The following is a 16,823-nucleotide window of genomic DNA, read 5'->3' as shown; positions in this document are numbered from 1 at the left end:
AGCCAAACTACTAAACGGTGACGCCGAGTTCAGCCATCGCCCCGGCGTAGCGTTCCCTCGCCCGCCGGACCTCACCGTGGCGGCCCGCTTTGGCATAGGACTCAATGAGGTCGAGATGCGTTTGCTCGTCATAACCGTCGACGGCCAGGATGCGCAGCAGATAGTGGATCGCCTCGTCGGTGTCGCACCGGCGCAATGCGGCTTCGGCGAGCACCCGCCCGACCCTGAGATAGGTCGCGCGAGCGAGTTCGCGCGGAACCCTCGTCCACGCCTCGTAGGGTTCGTCCTCCATGAAATCCCCGGTATACCGGCGTTCTGCCCCGATGAGCACGGCCAGGCCATCGTCGGTCTTGCCCGCGCGATGCAATCGCAGCCCGTGTTCTGCTTGCCGGATAAAGGTTTCCAGGTCGATGTTCATCCGGCTGGTGTCCAGGGCGATGCTTGAGCCGTCGGCGAGCACCACACTGTCCGATGAGGACTGTCGCGGGCCATCCACGACACCGCGCACGATGGAAAGTGCCACAGCGAGCCGGTGCAGGCGCTTTTCCGTGCTCACGCCTTGCTCGTCGGCCCACAGCAGGTCGACGAGTTCCTCCCGGGCGATCGGCCGGCCTCGCCGCCCGACAAGCAACCGCAACAGATCCCGGGCTTTGCGTGATTGCCACGCCGAGGGCGGCAGCGGCTTACCGCCAACGCTAACCTCAAATCGCCCCAGCGTTCTGATAGCGACCGGTCCGACAGCTAGCGGACTGTGGTCTCCTAAAACGACAGTGACGCGCTCGGCGTCAAACGCTGAGCCAAGGTCGATCCAAATTCCCCGGGCCTCGGCCAGATAACGGCCGGCTCGTTCCCAGTCAGCGCACACCTGTGCCTGAAGCTCCAGCGCGCGAGCGATGGAAGCCCGGTCGCGGTGGGCCCGCGCCGACCGCTGGGCCTCGATGGCCAACTGCCCGGCACGTTCCACATCTCCGCTCGCCAGTGTGGCCTTGGCCAGAGCCAAAAGCGCGACTGTCGTGAAAGGACCTACCGCCTCCTTGTGCGCCCGGGAGGCAAGCTGTAGTCCCGTTTCCGGGTCGGCTTCGCAGACAGTCTCGGCAAGTCCCGCAAGCGCCGCGACGAGCACCTGGGTATGGCCGTGCGCCTCCGCTAGCGGAATCGTTTCCTCATAAGCGGCTTGCGCCAACGCGAGCTGCCCGCGACGGCGCTGAACGTCACCCAAACTGAGCAGGGAGAAGGACACCTTGCCCGAGCCCGCTTGCTGAAACAGCTGTGTCGCCTGGTGAAAACGGCTAACGGCTTCACCGAGCTGGCCCATGGCGCTGAACGTGTCACCTTCGTTGGTGAGAGCCACGCCCAGCAGCACCGGGTTTCCGATCTCGGTCGCGAGCTTGACCGCTTCGGCCAAGTCGTCCAGCGCTTCGCGATAGTTGCCTTCATCTCCGAAGTGCGCGGCACGGTTCATGCGTACCCGGATGATCTGAAGGCTGTCCGCGGCGGCGGAGGCATAACGAAGGGCTTTGGCATAGTGGGCCGCGTTGCCCACCCGGTCGCCCGCGAGCATCGCCCGCAATCCGAGGCTCACCTGCGCGGCGGCCTTGGCCTGACACGAGCCAGACGCTTGCGCGGCAAGGAAAGCCCGCTCGGCATCACGCGTGCATGCCTCGAGATCACCCAGCGCCCAGTGCACCGAGGCCAGCCAGCCCAGGAGAATCGCCTCATCGGCGGTCTTCTCCGCACCGACGTCCCCTTTGGACAGTTCACGTAGCGCGTCTCGCGGGGAACCACGAAGCAGGTAGTGCGTGAGCCCGACTCTCCACGCCATCCCGGCCGGTAGCCGGTCGCCGAGGTCAGCGAACTCGTCAAGCAGACCATCGATATCGCCCGATAGCAGCAAAGCGTCAATGGTACTGAAATCGGGTTTGGACTCCAACACCCTCATTCGCCCACCTTGCCACCGTGAACCGGCCCAGAACAGGCCTTGAAGCAGCCGTGATCCCGACAGAGACGCTGGTGGCCTCCGATAGGAAAGGTGATGTGATGAAGCGATTCACCGGCTTCGCTGCGACGATCCTGGCAGCGGTCGTGGCTACCACGCTCGTTCAGGCTCCGGCCCAGGCCGTGCCGAGGCTCGAGAAGTACTACGTCATCAGTCAGGTTGGCGACAAACTGCAGAAGTGGTTCTGGATCGACCAGATCGACGGCATCATCGGCTGTGAGCGGTGCTTCTGGGAGATCGACCTCGGCACGTCGGTGTCGCTGCCCGCGGCCGTGGACAAGGCGTTCCACGAGCAGCTCACGGCCGGGCTGGCCAAGATGAGTGACGCGCACATCCAGCGCGATCCGGCAGCCGCCGCGAAGCTGCAGCAGGAAGCCATGAGCGCGTTCAGCTCCGCCGCGCGCAGTCTCGGGTCGGCTAGTGTCCGCCCCGGTGTCGTTGGCTACTACGACGAGCTCAAGCAGACCACCGTTCCCGCGCACCGGGCGTGGCTGGCGGCCGCGGACCAGGATCTGTCCGATGGGCTCACCCTTTTGCAGCGCTCCTTCGCCGAGCCTGACCCCCACCCTTGGCGTGCCGCCGCGCTGCGCGAGTTCACCAAGGCGTACGCCGAAATAGCCGCCAAGCGAGCACTGTAATCCCAGCGGAACTAAAGCGGGCCATGCCGGTGACGGCATGGCCCGCTTAGTCCTATCTGGACAGGTCAGTCGCAGCGCGCCGCGGCGACGCCACGGAACAGAATCATTCCCGACTGGATCGTCTGCCCCCAATAGCGGAACCTGTCGCCGTTGTTGTACCGGCTGCCGAGGTAGGTATAGCTGTCGTCGCCGACGGTGTAGCTCGTCGTGCCGCATTTGGGATGGTCGCTGGCCGTCAGCGTTTCGCGGGTCAGGTCAGTCCAGCTGAGCTGGTGGCCAGACGCGTCGCACCGGGCCGCGCCAGCTCCGTTGTAGATATTCCCGGAGCCGTAGTTGGACGTGAAGTGCCAGACGCGCCACGTCCCGCCAAGGGTCCAGTAGCTGCCAACGTAGCTGGCCGTGTGGGTGCCGTTGAACGGGTCGGGGATGGTGTAGGTGCTGGTGGTGCAGTTCAGCTCGACCGCGGCCGCCGCGGGCGCCGCACCAACGAGAACCGCGGCTGCTGTCGCGGTTAGGACAGTGGCTAGTAACGCGAGACGTTTCATACGGGCAAACCTATGGATGCGCTTCATGGTGGCTTCAAAGCCGACTCAAAGGCAGGTCACAAAACCTGTTGCCACGTCACCGGCCTGGGCGCTAGCTTGCCGCAGTGGATCTAGCGCGGCAACACACCATCCGGGAGAGTCATCACCGGATTCTCAACCCTTACACCCCAGAGAAGCTGACGACCCTTGGCGCCGCCTTACGGCTGCGGCCCGGCGACATCATGCTGGACCTATGCTGTGGCAAAGGCGAAATGCTCAGCACGTGGGCACGTGAGCATGCCATCACGGGAACCGGGGTGGACATCAGCACGGTGTTCCTAGCCGCCGCTCGCGAACGCGCCGCCGCCCTCGACGTCGCCGCTCAAGTCTCGTTCGTGCATGGCGACGCTTCGTCCTATATAGCCGACAGTCCCGTGGACGTCGCCGCCTGCGTCGGGGCGACCTGGATCGGTGGCGGTGTCACCGGAACCGTTGGCCTGCTTGAACGCAGCCTGCGCCCGGGTGGCCTGATGCTCATCGGCGAACCGTTCTGGCGGGCCGAGCCTCCCAGCCAGGAGGCGGTGGAAGGCTGCTTCGCCCAGTCCCCCCAGCGACTTTCGGGCTTTGCCGGGCCTCATCTCCCACTTCCAGGAGCTGAATTACGACGTCGTCGAAATGGTGCTGGCCGACGAGGACAGCTGGGATCGCTACGTGGCCGCGCAATGGCTGAACGTCAGAACCTGGCTCGACGCCAACCCCGATGATGAACTCGCGCCCGAGATGCGGGCCGAGCTGGATCGGGAACCGTTGCGCTACACCATGTTCCAGCGCCCGTTGCTGGGCTGGGGCCTTTTCGCGCTGATGAAGCGGTAGAAAGCACGAACGGCCCGCGCGTGCGGGCCGTTCGTTTGTGACGGGGACTAGAAGCCGCTATTGAGCCAGCTGTAGGTGTTCGTAGGCGCGGCCGTAATCGTGGCCCAGCCGTCGATGCCGCAGATGTAGGTGCCGATGCTGTTGTTGACGCACATGTTCTCTAGCGAGTTCGAGTTGGCGTCGTAGAACTCAACGTAGGACCACGCCATGCTGTAGGGCCCGCTGGCGGCGCTCCAGATCCCGTTGTTCTGCCACCGGTAGGTCGCCCGGAAGCCGGGCTGGGTCGCGTGGAAGTTGACCCGGAACAACCCGTTGGCGTTACAGGTGCCTGCCACCGGAATCGCTTCGGCATAGGTGGTGCCGTTGACGGTCAGATAGAGCGTCTCCGACGTTGCGCCGTTACAGCGGGCCTGTGCCGCCGACGGAATCGCCTGCACGGCGATCAGCGAGCCCAGCAACCCGAGCGTCGCGACCGCTGCCCGCAGTCCCTTTCGCATTGTGATCATTTCTTACTCCCTCTGGTGAGTGCCCTAGTGGCAAGGCCAGCAAAGAGGGCTAGGGTTGTGCCACGGTTGCCACGCGGTTGCGGCACTGTCCACAACCGAGCTGCAACCGGCGTGCTCTACACAGGTAGGCATGACTACGCGGGCAAAACAGAGGAAGCGCTGGGTCATCGGCCGGATCCTTCTCCCGGCGATACTGGTTCCCCTCGCCGTATTCGCTTCGGGCGCCCCCTCGGCTGCCGTTGAAGACGCCTGTCGCGCACGAGAGGTCACTGTCACGGAGGCTTCGCGGGCCGAAGGCGACACGTTCGGCTTGCGATTGGCGTTCCAGATCACAGCCAATGGCTGTGCGGCAGGATCGCTGTCCTACCGCACCGTCCCGGGGACACCAGGCCCAGCGTCGGCCACGACCGATGACTATGTGACCACCACGTCAACCCTGTCCTGGCAGATCAATGAGGCGGCTCTCAAGACCGTTTACGTCGAGATCAGAAGCGACGTGGACATCGAAAGCGACGAAGCGCTTGTCCTTGAGCTATTTAACCTCTCTGGCCTAAGTGCCAGGGACACGTCCGCCACAGGGTGGATTCGCAATGATGACGGTGGCAACTACACCATCGACAGCGAGCCCGATTGCCTCGGGCAGCTGGGCCAGGTCTGCGAGGCTGTGGTCATTATGTCGCCGCCCTCGGTCAAGGGTGTGACGCTCACCTTTGAGACGTTCGACGGGACAGGCACGAGCGTCGCCGAATACCATCCGGTCATCGCCGGTCAGGTGACCTTCCCCGCAGGGACGACCGTCGCGAAGGTGAAGGTGCTGCTGCGCACGGACCGCGACTTCGGGGTCTCACGCTACTTCGGCATCAGGATCTCTCAGCCATCCGCTGGTGTTATCACCAAAGCGGTCACCAAAGCGGTCATTCCCGCAAGCTGAACCCGTTGCGACACAAGCTGATCGGCCTGTTTCCCGGCTCCGGCCGCGCGAAACAGGCCGGCCGCCTTTTCCCAATGTTCGCGCGCATGGCTAACAGAGCCTTCCAGCAGGCAAACTTCACCGAAGGTCCGGTGCCACCGCGCCTGCTCATAACTGTCCGGAATGGACTGACGCAGGACCGCGCTGGCGGAAAGAAACCTCCGCGCTATGCCAGGCTCGTGGTGACGCACGTGAGCTTCGGCGATGTCGTGCAGGATGCGGGCCTCCGCGTGTCTGTGACCCAGCTCGCGGCTTAACGCCAGCGCAGCGGCGAACGATTCGAGCGCACAGCTGATGGCACCACTGCCCAGGTGAGCTAGGCCGATGTTGGCCAGGGCGTCCATCTCGTACCGGCGGTTGCCGATCGCACGGCTGACCGAGAGGGCCTGCTGAAAGCACTCCAGGGCGTTGCCAAACTGCTCCAGCTGCAGGTAGGCCTCGCCCAGACTGTCGAGGGTGCCGGCTTCCACCCGCTGATGGCCGATGGCACGACTCGTGTCGAGCACCTCGGCCAGGCAGCTCAAAGCCAGGTCGGCCCGCTCCATCCGGATATAGGTGTAGCCGAGGTTGCGCCGCGCCACCGCGGCCCCGTGCTGGTTGCCGGCTTTCAGATGCAGCCGAGATGACAACTGGTACGCCGCGACCGCTTCGTCGAACTGGCGCAACTCGACCCGTGCCCCGCCAATGTTGTTGTATACGTAGGCCAAGCCCTTGTCGTCACCGGTGTCTCGCATCAACTCCAAAGCCCGCAGGTGGCTGTCTAAGGCCGGCCGCAGCTGATAGGTGAAGCGATAAGCGGCCCCGAGCGCACGGTGCATCTCCGCTTCGACCCTGACATCCGCGAGTTCTTGCGCCGCGGCGACCGCGAGCTGGCACATCTCGATGCGGTCGAGCCAGCTTCCGCGTGCGTCGAAGTAGCTCGCCAGCAGATAGGTCAGCTCACAGACCATGCGGAAGTGGCCGTTAGCGGAAGCGAACGACGCCACGGCCTGAAGATTGTCACGCTCAGTGTCCAGAAAGGACAGAGCCGCTTCCCGGGCTGGTGCGAAAGGACGCGGTGCGGGCGCGAAACGCAATGTCGGCACGATCAAGTCGTGACTGTTGTCCAGCAGCTGACTGCCCGCCTGTGCGGCGGTGAGATACCACTCCAAGCCGCGCTGAATGGCCTCGTCACGGGCGGCCGGTGCCTCGTCTCGCAGCGCACACTCGTAGGCGAAGATCCGGATGAGGTCGTGAAAGCGAAACTGCCCGGGCTGGACTTCGGCGATCAGATGGGCGGCCACCAGTTCTTCCATAGCCGATGGGGTCGCCGTTAAAGCGGCCGCCAGGCCGAGGCTTAGGTGGGGGCCAGGGTGCAACCCCAGCCGGCGAAACAGGCGCTGTCCCGTCGGCGACAACGCGCTGTAGGCACTCGCGAATACGGCTTCTACCGAACGGGTTCCGTTTTCGATCCCCAGCTGCGCGAGCCGGTCCCCGGCCGACAGCTCAGCGACGAAGGCACTGATCGCGCGGGCCGGCTGAGCCGCGAGTTTGGCCGCGGCGATCCGCAGGGCCAAGGGCATCCGTGAGCACAGCTCGGCGAGGTGTTGCGACGCAAGCACTTCATGAGCGATGCGCTCCGGGCCGATCACCTTGGCCAGCAGGTTTCCGGCCTCTGCCGCTGACATGGCTTCCAGCGCGACGTACCGCACTTCCGCGTGCGTGACGAGCGCGGCAAGACTAGCCCGGCTCGTGACCACGAGCTGGCTGGCCGCCGATCCGGGAATCAGTGGGGCGATCTGCTCGGTGTTGCAGGCGTTGTCGATGACGATCAGCATTCGCTTACCCGCGAGCAAACTGCGGTAGAGACCTACGCGTTCACTCAAGTCCGGCGGCAGGCGGTCTTCGGCGACTCCCAGGCAGCGCAGCAGCACGCCGGTTAACTGCACAGCCGTCATGGCGCTGGCCTTATCGTGCCCGCGAGCGTCCACGAACAACTGTCCGTCAGGGAACCTTGCCGCGACGCGATGCGCCCACTGCACCGCCAGCGCGGTCTTGCCAAACCCGCCCGGCCCGCAAATCAGCGCGACCACAGGGGAATCGCTAGTCAGGACTTCTTCCAGGGCACCCAGCTCCCGTGCCCGTCCCGTGAAGTAGCCCACCGGCGCGGGCAGTTGCGCCGGGCGCAGCGCGGGAGCCACTTGCACCGGCGGCCGGCGTGCACCCACGACACTTCCCGGTGCCCGCAGCTCGCCGGCCGCGACACCGCGCAACATGGACGTGTGCAAGCCCTGAAGCTCCTGTGAGGGATCAACGCCGAGTTCCTCGGCCAAGTCCTGGCGCAGCCGCTGATAGGCGTCCAGCGCCTCAGCGGGCCGGCCACAGCCCCACAGCGCGATCATGTGCAGCCCGGTGAGGCGTTCCCGCAACGGGTCGGTCGCCAGCAACCGCTCGACCTCGCTCAGGGCGGGACCGTAATGCCCGAGGCTAAGCATCGCCTCACACCGGTCGGCCAATGCCGCCGACCGCAGCCCGTCCAGCCGTGCCGCCTCAGCCGCCATCCACCCGGTCGGCTCGGCGTCGGCGAGCGCCTCTCCACGCCACAGCCCCAGCGCGTGCGCCAGGGCGTCAAGCGCTTCTTCCACCTCGCCTTTGGACAGTCCTTTTCGGATAGACTGCAGCTGCTGCTCGAAGCGGCCGGCGTCAACCGAAACCGGGTCAACGCACAGGGCATAGTCCTGCCCACGCGTTTGCAGGACACCGCCAGCGCCACACTTCTCCAGCACAATGCGAAGCCTGGCGACGTGGCTGTGTAATGATTTCACGGCAGTCCGTGGCGGGTCCTCGCCCCACAGCGCCTCGACGAGACGCCGGCGGGGCACGGTCTGCCCTGGCCGCAAGGCGAAGGCGGCGATCAGAGCCCGGTGCCGGGCACCGAGCGGGTCTGCGGGGCCTTGCGGCCCAGCGACTTCGACACATCCAAGGATGCCGAACTCACTTCGCGAAGGCACCGCCCCACCATAAGAGCAGTGCCCGCTGGCCGCTGGCGGCAAGCCGACAGCGGCAACTTTCTGCTACTGCGAGCCGGGCAGATCGGTGGACAGCAGCTGATGCATCGCGTGGTCTTGCCACTGTCCCGCGATTTTCAGGTAACCCGGTGACATCCCGAAGCGAGTGAACCCGTTGCGCAGCAGCACTTTCTGCGATGCCTCGTTGTGCAAGAGGGTGTTGGCTTCGATCCGGTGCAGGCCCAGATCACGGAAGGCGACGCGCGCCATGAGCCCCACGGCGGCCGTCGCGACTCCGCGGCCGTTGTCGGTCGGGGCGACCCAATAGCCCAGGCGGCAGGACAAGAACGCGCCGCGCACGATCTCGCTTAGCGTGATCCGGCCGACGACCCGCTCGTCGTTGAGGATGAGATGGGGCAGCGTATGTCCCTGAACATGTTGCTCAAGCACCCCTTCAATGACCGCTCGCTGCCCTTGAACGGTGAAGTACTCCTCTGGCCGGGTCGGCTCCCACGGGGCGAGGAAGGCGCGGTGCGTGCGGTGCAACTCCGCGAGAACAGGGGCATCGTCAAGGCTGACAAGACGGGTGGAAACGCTCACGCCACCATGATCGCATCATGGTGGCGTGAGCCGTGACTTACCTTCCTTGCAGCGCCTTCACGTTGTCACCAAACGTCCAGTTCTTCGACCCGTCCCAGTTGATCGACCAGGTCATAAGTCCCTTGAGCTGACCGTTGTACGTGTTCCATGCCTGCGCGACCAGTGACGGTGACATGTAGCCGCCACCGGCGCCCGGCTGGGCCGGAAGCCCCGGGACCTGCTTGTCGAACGGCACGCGAATGGTGACGCCCTGGATGACCAGACCCGTGTTGAGACAATTGGTCTGGGCCACGAAACCCTGCACGGTGCCGGCCGAATAAGAGTCACCCGCGCAGCCGTACATGCTGCCGTTGTAGTACTGCATGTTCAGCCACCACAGACGCCCGTTATCGGCGTACTTCTTGATGATCGGGAGATACGCGCCCCAGATCGATCCATAGACGACACTGCCGCCGGTGACATAAGCGGTTTCCGGAGCCATCGTGAGACCGAAGTTGGAGGGCATCTGCGCTAGTACCCCATCAATGATCCTGATCAGGTTGGCTTGAGAAGCGGAGAGCTGGTTGATGTTGCCACTGCCGGTGAGGCCGGTTTCGATGTCAATGTCGATGCCGTCGAAGTTGTACTTCTTGAGAATCGGCACGACCGTGGCGATGAACCGGTCCGCGACAGCGCTTGAGCTCAGGTCGATCCCGGCCGTAGCACCGCCGATCGACAGCAAGATCGTCAGGCCGGCCGCCTTGGCAGCACACATTTCGGCCGGAGTGGCGACCTTTACCGTGGCGTCCATGCCGTCCTGCCAAAGGACTGTGCCGTCAGACAGGATGACCGGGAAAGCCGCGTTAATGACGTTGTAACCGTGCTGGCGAATGCGCGAGTCCGTGATCGGCGTCCAGCCAAAGGGCGGATGCACGCCGTTGGACGAACCGTCCCAGTTCTCCCAGTAGCCGTGCAGCACCTTGCCTGACGGACGCGACTTCACCGCACACGTCGGCGAGCCCGTGGGAGTGGGCGTCGGCGAGGAGGTCGGAGATGCCGTCGGAGACGTCGTTGGCGAGGCGGTGGGCGACGAAGTGGGTGAACTAGTGGGTGACGTGGTGGGAGAGGTAGTGGGCGACGAGGTCGGCGTGCCGGTGCACGCGCCCAGGTCCCGCCACAGCGATGGCGTCGCGGCGGGGTTCCAGCCTGCGCCAACATGCGCCGTGTGGGTCACGAGCGCCTGGTAGAGCCGGCCGTTGTAGGTCACTTGGGTGCCTGCTGTGTAGGTTCTGCCTTCGGCCCAGGCCGGGGCGTTGCAGACCACCATGATGACCGCGTTTGCCGAACCGTTAGCGGCCTGGCCGCTGGGCACCAGAACCAGTCCGGTTAGGACCGTCATCGTGACGGTGGCGGTGGCCAGGGCCGCTGCCATCCGCCGGGATCTTGCTGGAATCGGTATGTTCAGCATGCCGTAATTATTAGGAAAGCTTATTGTCAATGTCTATGCCAAAGGATTAGCAAAACCTTAATAACGCCACAGCCGCTATCGTGTGGCGCGTGATGGCGACGGCCCGCGCGTTTCTCAGCTTGGTCATGCTGACCGGCTTCTATTTCGTCGCGTTCGTACAGTTCGCCATCGTCGTGACCATCAACTGGTTCTTGTCCAAGTGGCTTCCGGGTCCACTTGGCCTCATCCTTTCCTTGCCGCTATATGCCGTCGCCGCTGGCTCGGTGCTCAGCGCCTGGTGGGCGGCGATCCGGGCACGGCACCTTCCCATGCCGGGAGTCACCGTCTCGCGGGCTCAGGCCGCTCCTCTGTGGACGATGGTCGACGAACTGGCTCGCCGCGCCCAGACCCGGCCGCCTGACGAGATCCGGATCGTCGCTGAGGTCAACGCCGCCGTCTCGGAGGCCAGCCGTTTACTCGGGCTATGGCGCGGCAGGCGTTATCTCTACCTCGGGCTGCCCTTGCTGCGAGTGCTTACTGGGCCACAGCTTCAGGCGATCATCTCGCACGAATTGGGCCACTACTCGCACGCGCACACCCGGCTCGGCGCGATCGTGTACCGCGGCCGTGCGGCCATCTCGGGCACGGTCGGGCGCATCCACCCGAGGAACCCGCTTGGGGCTGGATTCCGGGCCTACTACCGCCTTTATCTCTTCGTTGACCGGGCTGCCTCACGCGTGCAGGAACTGCAAGCTGACGCGCAGGCGGTGCGCAGTTCTGGGCGGGCCGCGACGGTCAGCTCACTGGTCGAGATTCACACGCTGGCGTCGGCCTTCACCCATTTCGTGAACACTCAAATCGCTCCGCGCGCCGAATATGGCTATCTGCCCGCCGATCTTTACGACGGCTTCGCCCTCTTCCTTAGCGAACGGCAAGACGAGCTAGGCCAGTTGCGGCAGTCTGTTTTGGACAGTCCGGCGAGTGTCTGGGACACGCATCCGCCGGTCCGTGAACGGATCCATGCGATCGAGCGACTGCCCGAGCCAGCGGTGCTCACTGAAGCTCCGGCGCGACTCGTTGGCGGGCTTGAGGAATTGGCCGCTGTGATGATCCCGCACGTGCTGCCACGCGCCGATTGCCAGTTCCTGCCCTGGGACGAGTTCGTCGCCGCGGCATCTTCGGCACGACTGGAAGCCGAGGCCGACGCCGTCCTGCGCGAAGCACGCCGGATCCTCGGAACGCGCACGGTCACGCTGGCACAAATCTTGGAGCTAGCGCGGCGAGACACCGCGCAAGGGTCAGGCCACACCGCTGCGGAGTCAGGCGACGGGAAGCAGGGTGCGAAGGATTCCGCGGGGGAAGCTGCGGGCGATCTCGCGGCGAAGTTGCCGTTGGTGTTGGCGCTGGCCATTTTGCGCAGTGGATCGGCCGACTGGCGTCCGTCCTGGAGCGGCCCGGCGATGCTCGTGGACCCCGACGGGCAACCGCTGCCCTTGGCAGATATGGCGCGCGCGGCGCTCAAGCCCGACGGCGACGCTCTCCTAACGCGACGGTTGCGGCGGCTGGGCATCACGCTCGATCCGGCCGCGCTGGACGAGCTCAAAGCGCCAGACCTTAGCCCACGCTTGGTCGCTGGCTTCGGCAACGTCAACGTGGGTACTGGATCCGTCTGGTCCTGCCCGCAAGCCGATCTGATCGTGCTCAACACCGGTCTCGTGCTCATGCAGACCAGCCGTGACACCAACGAGGGCAACAAACGCCTGCGTGAGGTCCTTGGCCGCATGACGCTAAGCGAGCTGATGGTCAGCTATCCGTTCACCCCGTTCGCCGAGGTCAGCCAGGCGGTCGTGAAGTGGCCGAGCCCGTTTCACGTCGAGCTCACGCTTTATGACGGCAAGCAGATCGTCCTGCGGGAAGCGATCACCGGTGACAGGCTGACCGACGACAGCGCCGACGCACTAACTGGGCTGCTCAAGGCGTACACATAAAAATCTTGAAAAGTGTGCAACCGGTGGCCCTGAGGCTGCGTGTCTTGTGCGCTTCACGACCGGGCGGAGGGCTTTATGACACAGGCGAGAGATTTCGAGGCGTTCTATGCCGAGAACTTCCGCGTGCTCACCATGCAGCTCTACGCCTATTGCGGCAACCTGACCGACGCGCAAGATGTCGTGCAGGAGGCTTGCTGCCGGGCGCTGGCACGGTGGCCGAAACTGTCGCAATACGACGATCCGGCGGGCTGGGTGCGCCGCGTCGCGTGGAACTTGGCGACAAGCCAGTGGCGCCGTTCGCGGCGGCTGTCGGCTTGGACTCCGGAAGACGCGGAAGGGTCAACTTCTGGCCCCACGCCAGACCGGGTCGACCTCGTTTCCGCGCTGGCGAAACTGCCTGCCCGGCAACGGCAAGTGGTCGTGATGCATTACCTGGGCGACCTCTCGGTGAGTGAAATCGCCGAGCTGTCACAGGTGCCAGCCGGAACGGTCAAGTCGTGGATGTCGCGGGCACGCACCGTGCTTTCCGCTCAACTGTCTGTTTCGGACACGATTCAGCTCGCTGGCACGGGAGGGCGCACTCGCGGCGGCGACGTGGAGTCCTTTACTGGCATCGAGTCCTGGCCGGGATCAGCGCACCTCGATCTCGGCATCTCGCTCACCGATCCGCTGGCCGAGCTGTTCGAGGCGTGGATCCCGCCGCCGATCACGATGCCTGGATCGCTTGCGGCACATCGCACCGTCGCCACCTGGCGCCGGGCTGGCCGCCGCTGACATCACCCCCGTTCACCACACTTTTTCGAGGTAACGACATGCGACGCTTCATGCTGCCCCTTTTCGCCGGGCTGACCCTCGCCACGGCATTGACGGCCTGCAATTCCAGCGACACTCCCACGGCACCGCAAAGCTCCGCCCCCGCGGCCAGTTCCCAAGCGGCGCCGAAGGGCGACGACAAAGCGGCCTGCGCCACGTTCAAGGCAGCGCGTTTGGCGGCGGTCAACGACGTGCTGATGGCCGCGATGACGGTCACCGACGCCAGCTCGACAACCACCGAAATCACCGAAGCCGCAACGGATCTGAAGACCGCCTTCACCAAGCTCAAGGACGAGATGGCCAAGGCTTCTAGCCAGGCGGAAACGGCCAAGCTCAAGGAAAGTCTCAAGGCCTATTCCGACGGCGCGGCCAAAGCCGTGGCCAACGTTCAGGCGGCGGGCACGGATCGCTCGAAGCTAGAAGCCGCGACGGAGATTCCCGAGATGGACGCGGCTGAGAAAACAGCGATGGCGATGTGCGCCTGACGGGGGTGAGGGGCCAGTCACGGGGCTGGCCCCTTGTTTCGTGCCAGGCTTCCTGCCTTTACGACGGCTACGCCCGGCGTGACCTTGTCGCCCGGCTGATGGCTCAGCGAACTTGCCAAAACGGCAACAACCATTGCCGTTGCGGGGTCCCCCAGCGCACCGTTATGGCATGAATGAAAGGTACGACGTCATCATCATCGGCGGCGGTGCCGCCGGGCTCAGCGGAGCGTTAACCCTCGCCCGTGCCCGGTGGTCCGTCCTCGTCATTGACTCGGGCGCGCCACGCAACAAGCCCGCCAGCCACGTGCACAACTTCCTCACCCGCGATGGCACCCCGCCAGCGGAGCTGCTCGCCCTCGCCCGCGCGGAAGTGGCATCCTACGGCGTGGACATCGTCGACGGCACGGTCGTTTCAGCCCAGCCCGGATTCGTCATCGAGCTAAGCGACGGCCGGACCGTACGCGCACGCCGTCTTCTCGTCACCACCGGTCTCGTGGACGAACTGCCGGAGATTCCCGGTGTCGCGGAACGCTTTGGCGGCACCGTCATCCACTGCCCGTATTGCCACGGCTGGGAAGTCAGGGACCAGGCCATCGGCGTCATCGCGGCCAGCCCGGAAGGCGCTATGCACCAAGCGTTGCTGTTCCGCCAGCTCAGCGACGACGTCATCGTGTTCCAGCACACCGTGAGCGAGATTACCGCGGCGCAGCTTGAAGAACTGGCCGCCCGCGGGATTAGAGTCGTCACCGGTGAGGTCGCCGCGGTTGAGGACAAGGGCGTTCGGCTCGTGTCTGGCGACTTCGTTGAGCGGCAAGCGGTCGTTGTCGCGACCCGCATGACGGCACGCTCGCAAGTGCTTGCGGGCCTTGGGTTGCAGACCGCCGAACAGATGTTCGGCGATCACGTGATCGGAACCTATGTGCCGTCTGACCCGATGGGCGCCACTTCCGTGCCCGGGGTCTGGGTCGCGGGCAACGTGACCAACCTCGCGGCCCAGGTCATCGTGGCCGCGGGCGCAGGCCTCAACGCCGCCGCCGCCATCAACTTTGACCTAGTGACCGAAGACACGCGCCTCGCTGTCGCCGCCCACCGCGAGGAATGATTCACTCCCGGGCGGTGGGGGTAAGGGCAGTGCTTATGGCGTACCCGCAGATGGTTTGGACAATCCTGGGAATGCTGCTGGCCGCGGCTTTCGCGCTTGGCCTGGTCGAGATCGTGCATCGCGCGATCGTCCGGATGGCCCGGCGCTCAGCGGCCTTTAGCGAGCTGGCCGCGCACTCCCACCGTCCCTTCCAGATTTTCAGCGCGCTGTTCGCCATGCGCACTGTCCTTGCCCTGTCGCCTCTGCGCTTCGATTGGCGCGCCGGCGTTTTGCACCTGTCGGCTATCGCGCTGATCGGCGTGGGCGCGTGGCTCCTGGCGACCATGCTCATCGCGATGGAAGACGCGGCTGAGTCCCGTTTTCGCATCGATGTGCCCGATAACCGCCGGGCACGGCGGGTCCGCACGCAGGTCGCCATGATGCGCCGGGTCACCATCGCCGCCGTTGTCGTGCTGGCGCTCGGGCTGAGCCTCATGACGTTTCCGCAAGTGCGGGCGCTCGGCGCGAGCCTGCTCGCCTCAGCCGGTGTGATCGGCATCGTGGCGGCCGTCGCCGCGCAGAGCACGCTGAGCAATGTGTTCGCCGGCATGCAATTGGCGTTCAGCGACGCGATCCGCATCGACGATGTCGTGGTGATGGAAGGCGAGTGGGCGCGGGTCGAGGAAATCACGCTGACCCATGTCGTGCTGCACATCTGGGACGAACGCCGGCTCATCCTTCCGACGGCTTACTTCGTCACCAAGCCGTTTCAGAACTGGACGCGTACGCAATCGAGGGTGCTCGGGACGGTCGAGTTCGATCTGGATTGGACAGTCCAGGTGCCCCGGTTGCGCGACGAGCTAAGGAAAGTGACCGAAAGCAGCGACCTGTGGGATGGCCGCGTCTGCGTGCTGCAGGTTACCGACGCGGTTCGGGGCACGGTCCGCCTCCGCGCGCTCGTCAGTGCCGCCGACGGACCCTCCCTGTGGGACTTGCGCTGTCTGGTGCGCGAACACCTCGTCGCGTGGATCCGCGATCAGCAGCCACTCGCGATCCCCCGCACGAGGGCCGAGCTTTCCGGCCCCGACGACGAACGCCCCAAACGGCCAGTGCGCCCCACGCCCGGCTCGGAAGAAAACTCCCGCCTATACAGCGGCAGCGACGACGCGGATGCTCGTGCGCAAACTTTTCATGGTCCAACCATTGCATAGGCAAGTAGTTACTTGCCTATGATGGAGCCGTGGGAGACATCTTCAAGGCTCTGGCGGATCCAACTCGCCGCAAGATCCTTGACGAGCTGACCGACCGCAACGGGCAGACGCTGTTTGAAATCTGCTCGCGGCTGGCCATGAAGCACCAGCTGGCCTCCTCTCGCCAGGCGATCTCGCAACACCTTGACCTGCTTGAAGGGGCCGGGCTGATCGAGACGCGCCGCGAGGGGCGGTTCAAATTCCACTACATCAACGCTGAGCCGCTAGAGCGCATCGCCGATCGCTGGCGGCGGCGCACAGATGAGGAGACATCGTGATTATCAACGTGTGCAGTGTTTACGTCGACGACCAGGCCAAAGCGCTGCGTTTCTACACCGACGTGCTCGGCTTCGTGAAGAAGACCGACGTGCCGGTGGGCAACGGGGCCAGCTGGCTCACCGTCGTGTCACCCGAGCACCCCGACGGTGTCGAGCTGCTGCTGGAGCCCACGGGACACCCGGCCGCGAAGGTATACAAGGAAGCCCTGGTCGCCGATGGCATTCCGTTCACCCAGTTCCAGGTGGACAACGCGCAGGACGAATACGAGCGGCTGACAAAGCTGGGCGTGACGTTCACGCAACCGCCGACGCCGATGGGGCCGGTCATCACCGCCGTTTTCGACGACACGTGCGGCAACCTCATCCAGATCGTTCAGATGGGTTAAACCGCAGCTCACGGTGGGTAAG

General features: G+C 64.9%; 16 protein-coding genes and 1 pseudogene. 11 read left to right on the top strand and 6 right to left on the bottom strand.

The features are described from left to right. Window positions 1–10 precede the first annotated feature (10 nt). Window positions 11–1,939: a tetratricopeptide repeat protein gene (locus tag A3E1_RS0111415; RefSeq protein ID WP_020520900.1), complete on the bottom strand. Its 1,929-nt coding sequence runs from the start codon at window positions 1,937–1,939 to the stop codon at window positions 11–13. Between the two features lie 98 nt (window positions 1,940–2,037). On the opposite strand from A3E1_RS0111415, the gene A3E1_RS0111410 reads away from it, so the two are divergent. Beyond that, on the top strand, window positions 2,038–2,634 hold the full coding sequence (locus tag A3E1_RS0111410) for a hypothetical protein (protein WP_157631455.1): 597 nt from the start codon (window positions 2,038–2,040) through the stop codon (window positions 2,632–2,634). A 65-nt stretch (window positions 2,635–2,699) separates the two neighbouring features. Here the strand turns inward: A3E1_RS0111410 and A3E1_RS0111405 are convergent, their stop codons facing one another. Continuing rightward, window positions 2,700–3,179: a hypothetical protein gene (locus tag A3E1_RS0111405; protein WP_020520898.1), complete on the bottom strand. Its 480-nt coding sequence runs from the start codon at window positions 3,177–3,179 to the stop codon at window positions 2,700–2,702. A gap of 221 nt (window positions 3,180–3,400) precedes the next feature. Between A3E1_RS0111405 and A3E1_RS48365 the strand changes: the two are divergent. Together A3E1_RS48365 and A3E1_RS48360 are read left to right on the top strand one after the other, a co-directional pair. Continuing rightward, a pseudogene (locus A3E1_RS48365) lies at window positions 3,401–3,649 on the top strand (SAM-dependent methyltransferase); the annotation flags it as partial. Window positions 3,650–3,782: 133 nt separating this feature from the next. Beyond that, complete coding sequence (locus A3E1_RS48360; RefSeq protein WP_245571143.1) at window positions 3,783–4,031, top strand: hypothetical protein; 249 nt, start codon at window positions 3,783–3,785, stop codon at window positions 4,029–4,031. A 47-nt stretch (window positions 4,032–4,078) separates the two neighbouring features. Here the strand turns inward: A3E1_RS48360 and A3E1_RS0111390 are convergent, their stop codons facing one another. Then, window positions 4,079–4,537 (bottom strand): hypothetical protein, encoded by a 459-nt coding sequence (locus tag A3E1_RS0111390; protein WP_020520895.1) that lies wholly within the window; start codon window positions 4,535–4,537, stop codon window positions 4,079–4,081. A gap of 130 nt (window positions 4,538–4,667) precedes the next feature. On the opposite strand from A3E1_RS0111390, the gene A3E1_RS0111385 reads away from it, so the two are divergent. Further along, window positions 4,668–5,468 (top strand): Calx-beta domain-containing protein, encoded by an 801-nt coding sequence (locus tag A3E1_RS0111385; RefSeq protein WP_020520894.1) that lies wholly within the window; start codon window positions 4,668–4,670, stop codon window positions 5,466–5,468. Here the strand turns inward: A3E1_RS0111385 and A3E1_RS0111380 are convergent. From A3E1_RS0111380 to A3E1_RS0111370, 3 genes are all read right to left on the bottom strand, one after another. Beyond that, window positions 5,408–8,497 (bottom strand): AfsR/SARP family transcriptional regulator, encoded by a 3,090-nt coding sequence (locus A3E1_RS0111380; RefSeq protein ID WP_020520893.1) that lies wholly within the window; start codon window positions 8,495–8,497, stop codon window positions 5,408–5,410. The genes A3E1_RS0111385 and A3E1_RS0111380 overlap by 61 nt on opposite strands. A gap of 63 nt (window positions 8,498–8,560) precedes the next feature. Beyond that, window positions 8,561–9,094, bottom strand: a complete 534-nt coding sequence (locus A3E1_RS0111375; RefSeq protein ID WP_020520892.1) for a GNAT family N-acetyltransferase — start codon at window positions 9,092–9,094, stop codon at window positions 8,561–8,563. A 37-nt stretch (window positions 9,095–9,131) separates the two neighbouring features. Beyond that, window positions 9,132–10,472, bottom strand: a complete 1,341-nt coding sequence (locus tag A3E1_RS0111370) for a carbohydrate-binding protein (protein WP_407637358.1) — start codon at window positions 10,470–10,472, stop codon at window positions 9,132–9,134. Between the two features lie 161 nt (window positions 10,473–10,633). On the opposite strand from A3E1_RS0111370, the gene A3E1_RS0111365 reads away from it, so the two are divergent. From A3E1_RS0111365 to A3E1_RS0111335, 7 genes are all read left to right on the top strand, one after another. Then, window positions 10,634–12,508 (top strand): M48 family metallopeptidase, encoded by a 1,875-nt coding sequence (locus A3E1_RS0111365; protein WP_245571140.1) that lies wholly within the window; start codon window positions 10,634–10,636, stop codon window positions 12,506–12,508. 75 nt (window positions 12,509–12,583) lie between these two features. After that, a complete protein-coding gene (locus tag A3E1_RS39865) occupies window positions 12,584–13,282 on the top strand; it encodes a SigE family RNA polymerase sigma factor (RefSeq protein ID WP_020520889.1) in 699 nt (232 codons plus the stop codon). Between the two features lie 38 nt (window positions 13,283–13,320). Further along, the gene (locus A3E1_RS0111355; RefSeq protein ID WP_020520888.1) at window positions 13,321–13,806 is read left to right on the top strand and encodes a hypothetical protein; all 486 of its coding nucleotides are present in this window, start codon (window positions 13,321–13,323) and stop codon (window positions 13,804–13,806) included. Window positions 13,807–13,975: 169 nt separating this feature from the next. Next, window positions 13,976–14,908 (top strand): NAD(P)/FAD-dependent oxidoreductase, encoded by a 933-nt coding sequence (locus tag A3E1_RS0111350; RefSeq protein WP_020520887.1) that lies wholly within the window; start codon window positions 13,976–13,978, stop codon window positions 14,906–14,908. Window positions 14,909–14,943: 35 nt separating this feature from the next. Next, window positions 14,944–16,098 carry a mechanosensitive ion channel family protein gene (locus A3E1_RS0111345; RefSeq protein WP_245571135.1) on the top strand — a complete coding sequence of 385 codons (1,155 nt, stop codon included), beginning with the start codon at window positions 14,944–14,946 and terminating at the stop codon, window positions 16,096–16,098. Between the two features lie 29 nt (window positions 16,099–16,127). Further along, window positions 16,128–16,415: an ArsR/SmtB family transcription factor gene (locus A3E1_RS0111340; RefSeq protein ID WP_020520885.1), complete on the top strand. Its 288-nt coding sequence runs from the start codon at window positions 16,128–16,130 to the stop codon at window positions 16,413–16,415. Then, window positions 16,412–16,801 (top strand): VOC family protein, encoded by a 390-nt coding sequence (locus A3E1_RS0111335; RefSeq protein WP_020520884.1) that lies wholly within the window; start codon window positions 16,412–16,414, stop codon window positions 16,799–16,801. Before A3E1_RS0111340 ends, A3E1_RS0111335 begins: the two co-directional genes overlap by 4 nt. Window positions 16,802–16,823 lie beyond the last annotated feature (22 nt).

The sequence above is a fragment of the Catelliglobosispora koreensis DSM 44566 genome, assembly GCF_000379685.1.
Lineage (GTDB): Bacteria > Actinomycetota > Actinomycetes > Mycobacteriales > Micromonosporaceae > Catelliglobosispora > Catelliglobosispora koreensis.
Note: the sequence above shows the minus strand (reverse complement) of the source record. Positions and strands in the feature narration are given on the sequence as shown.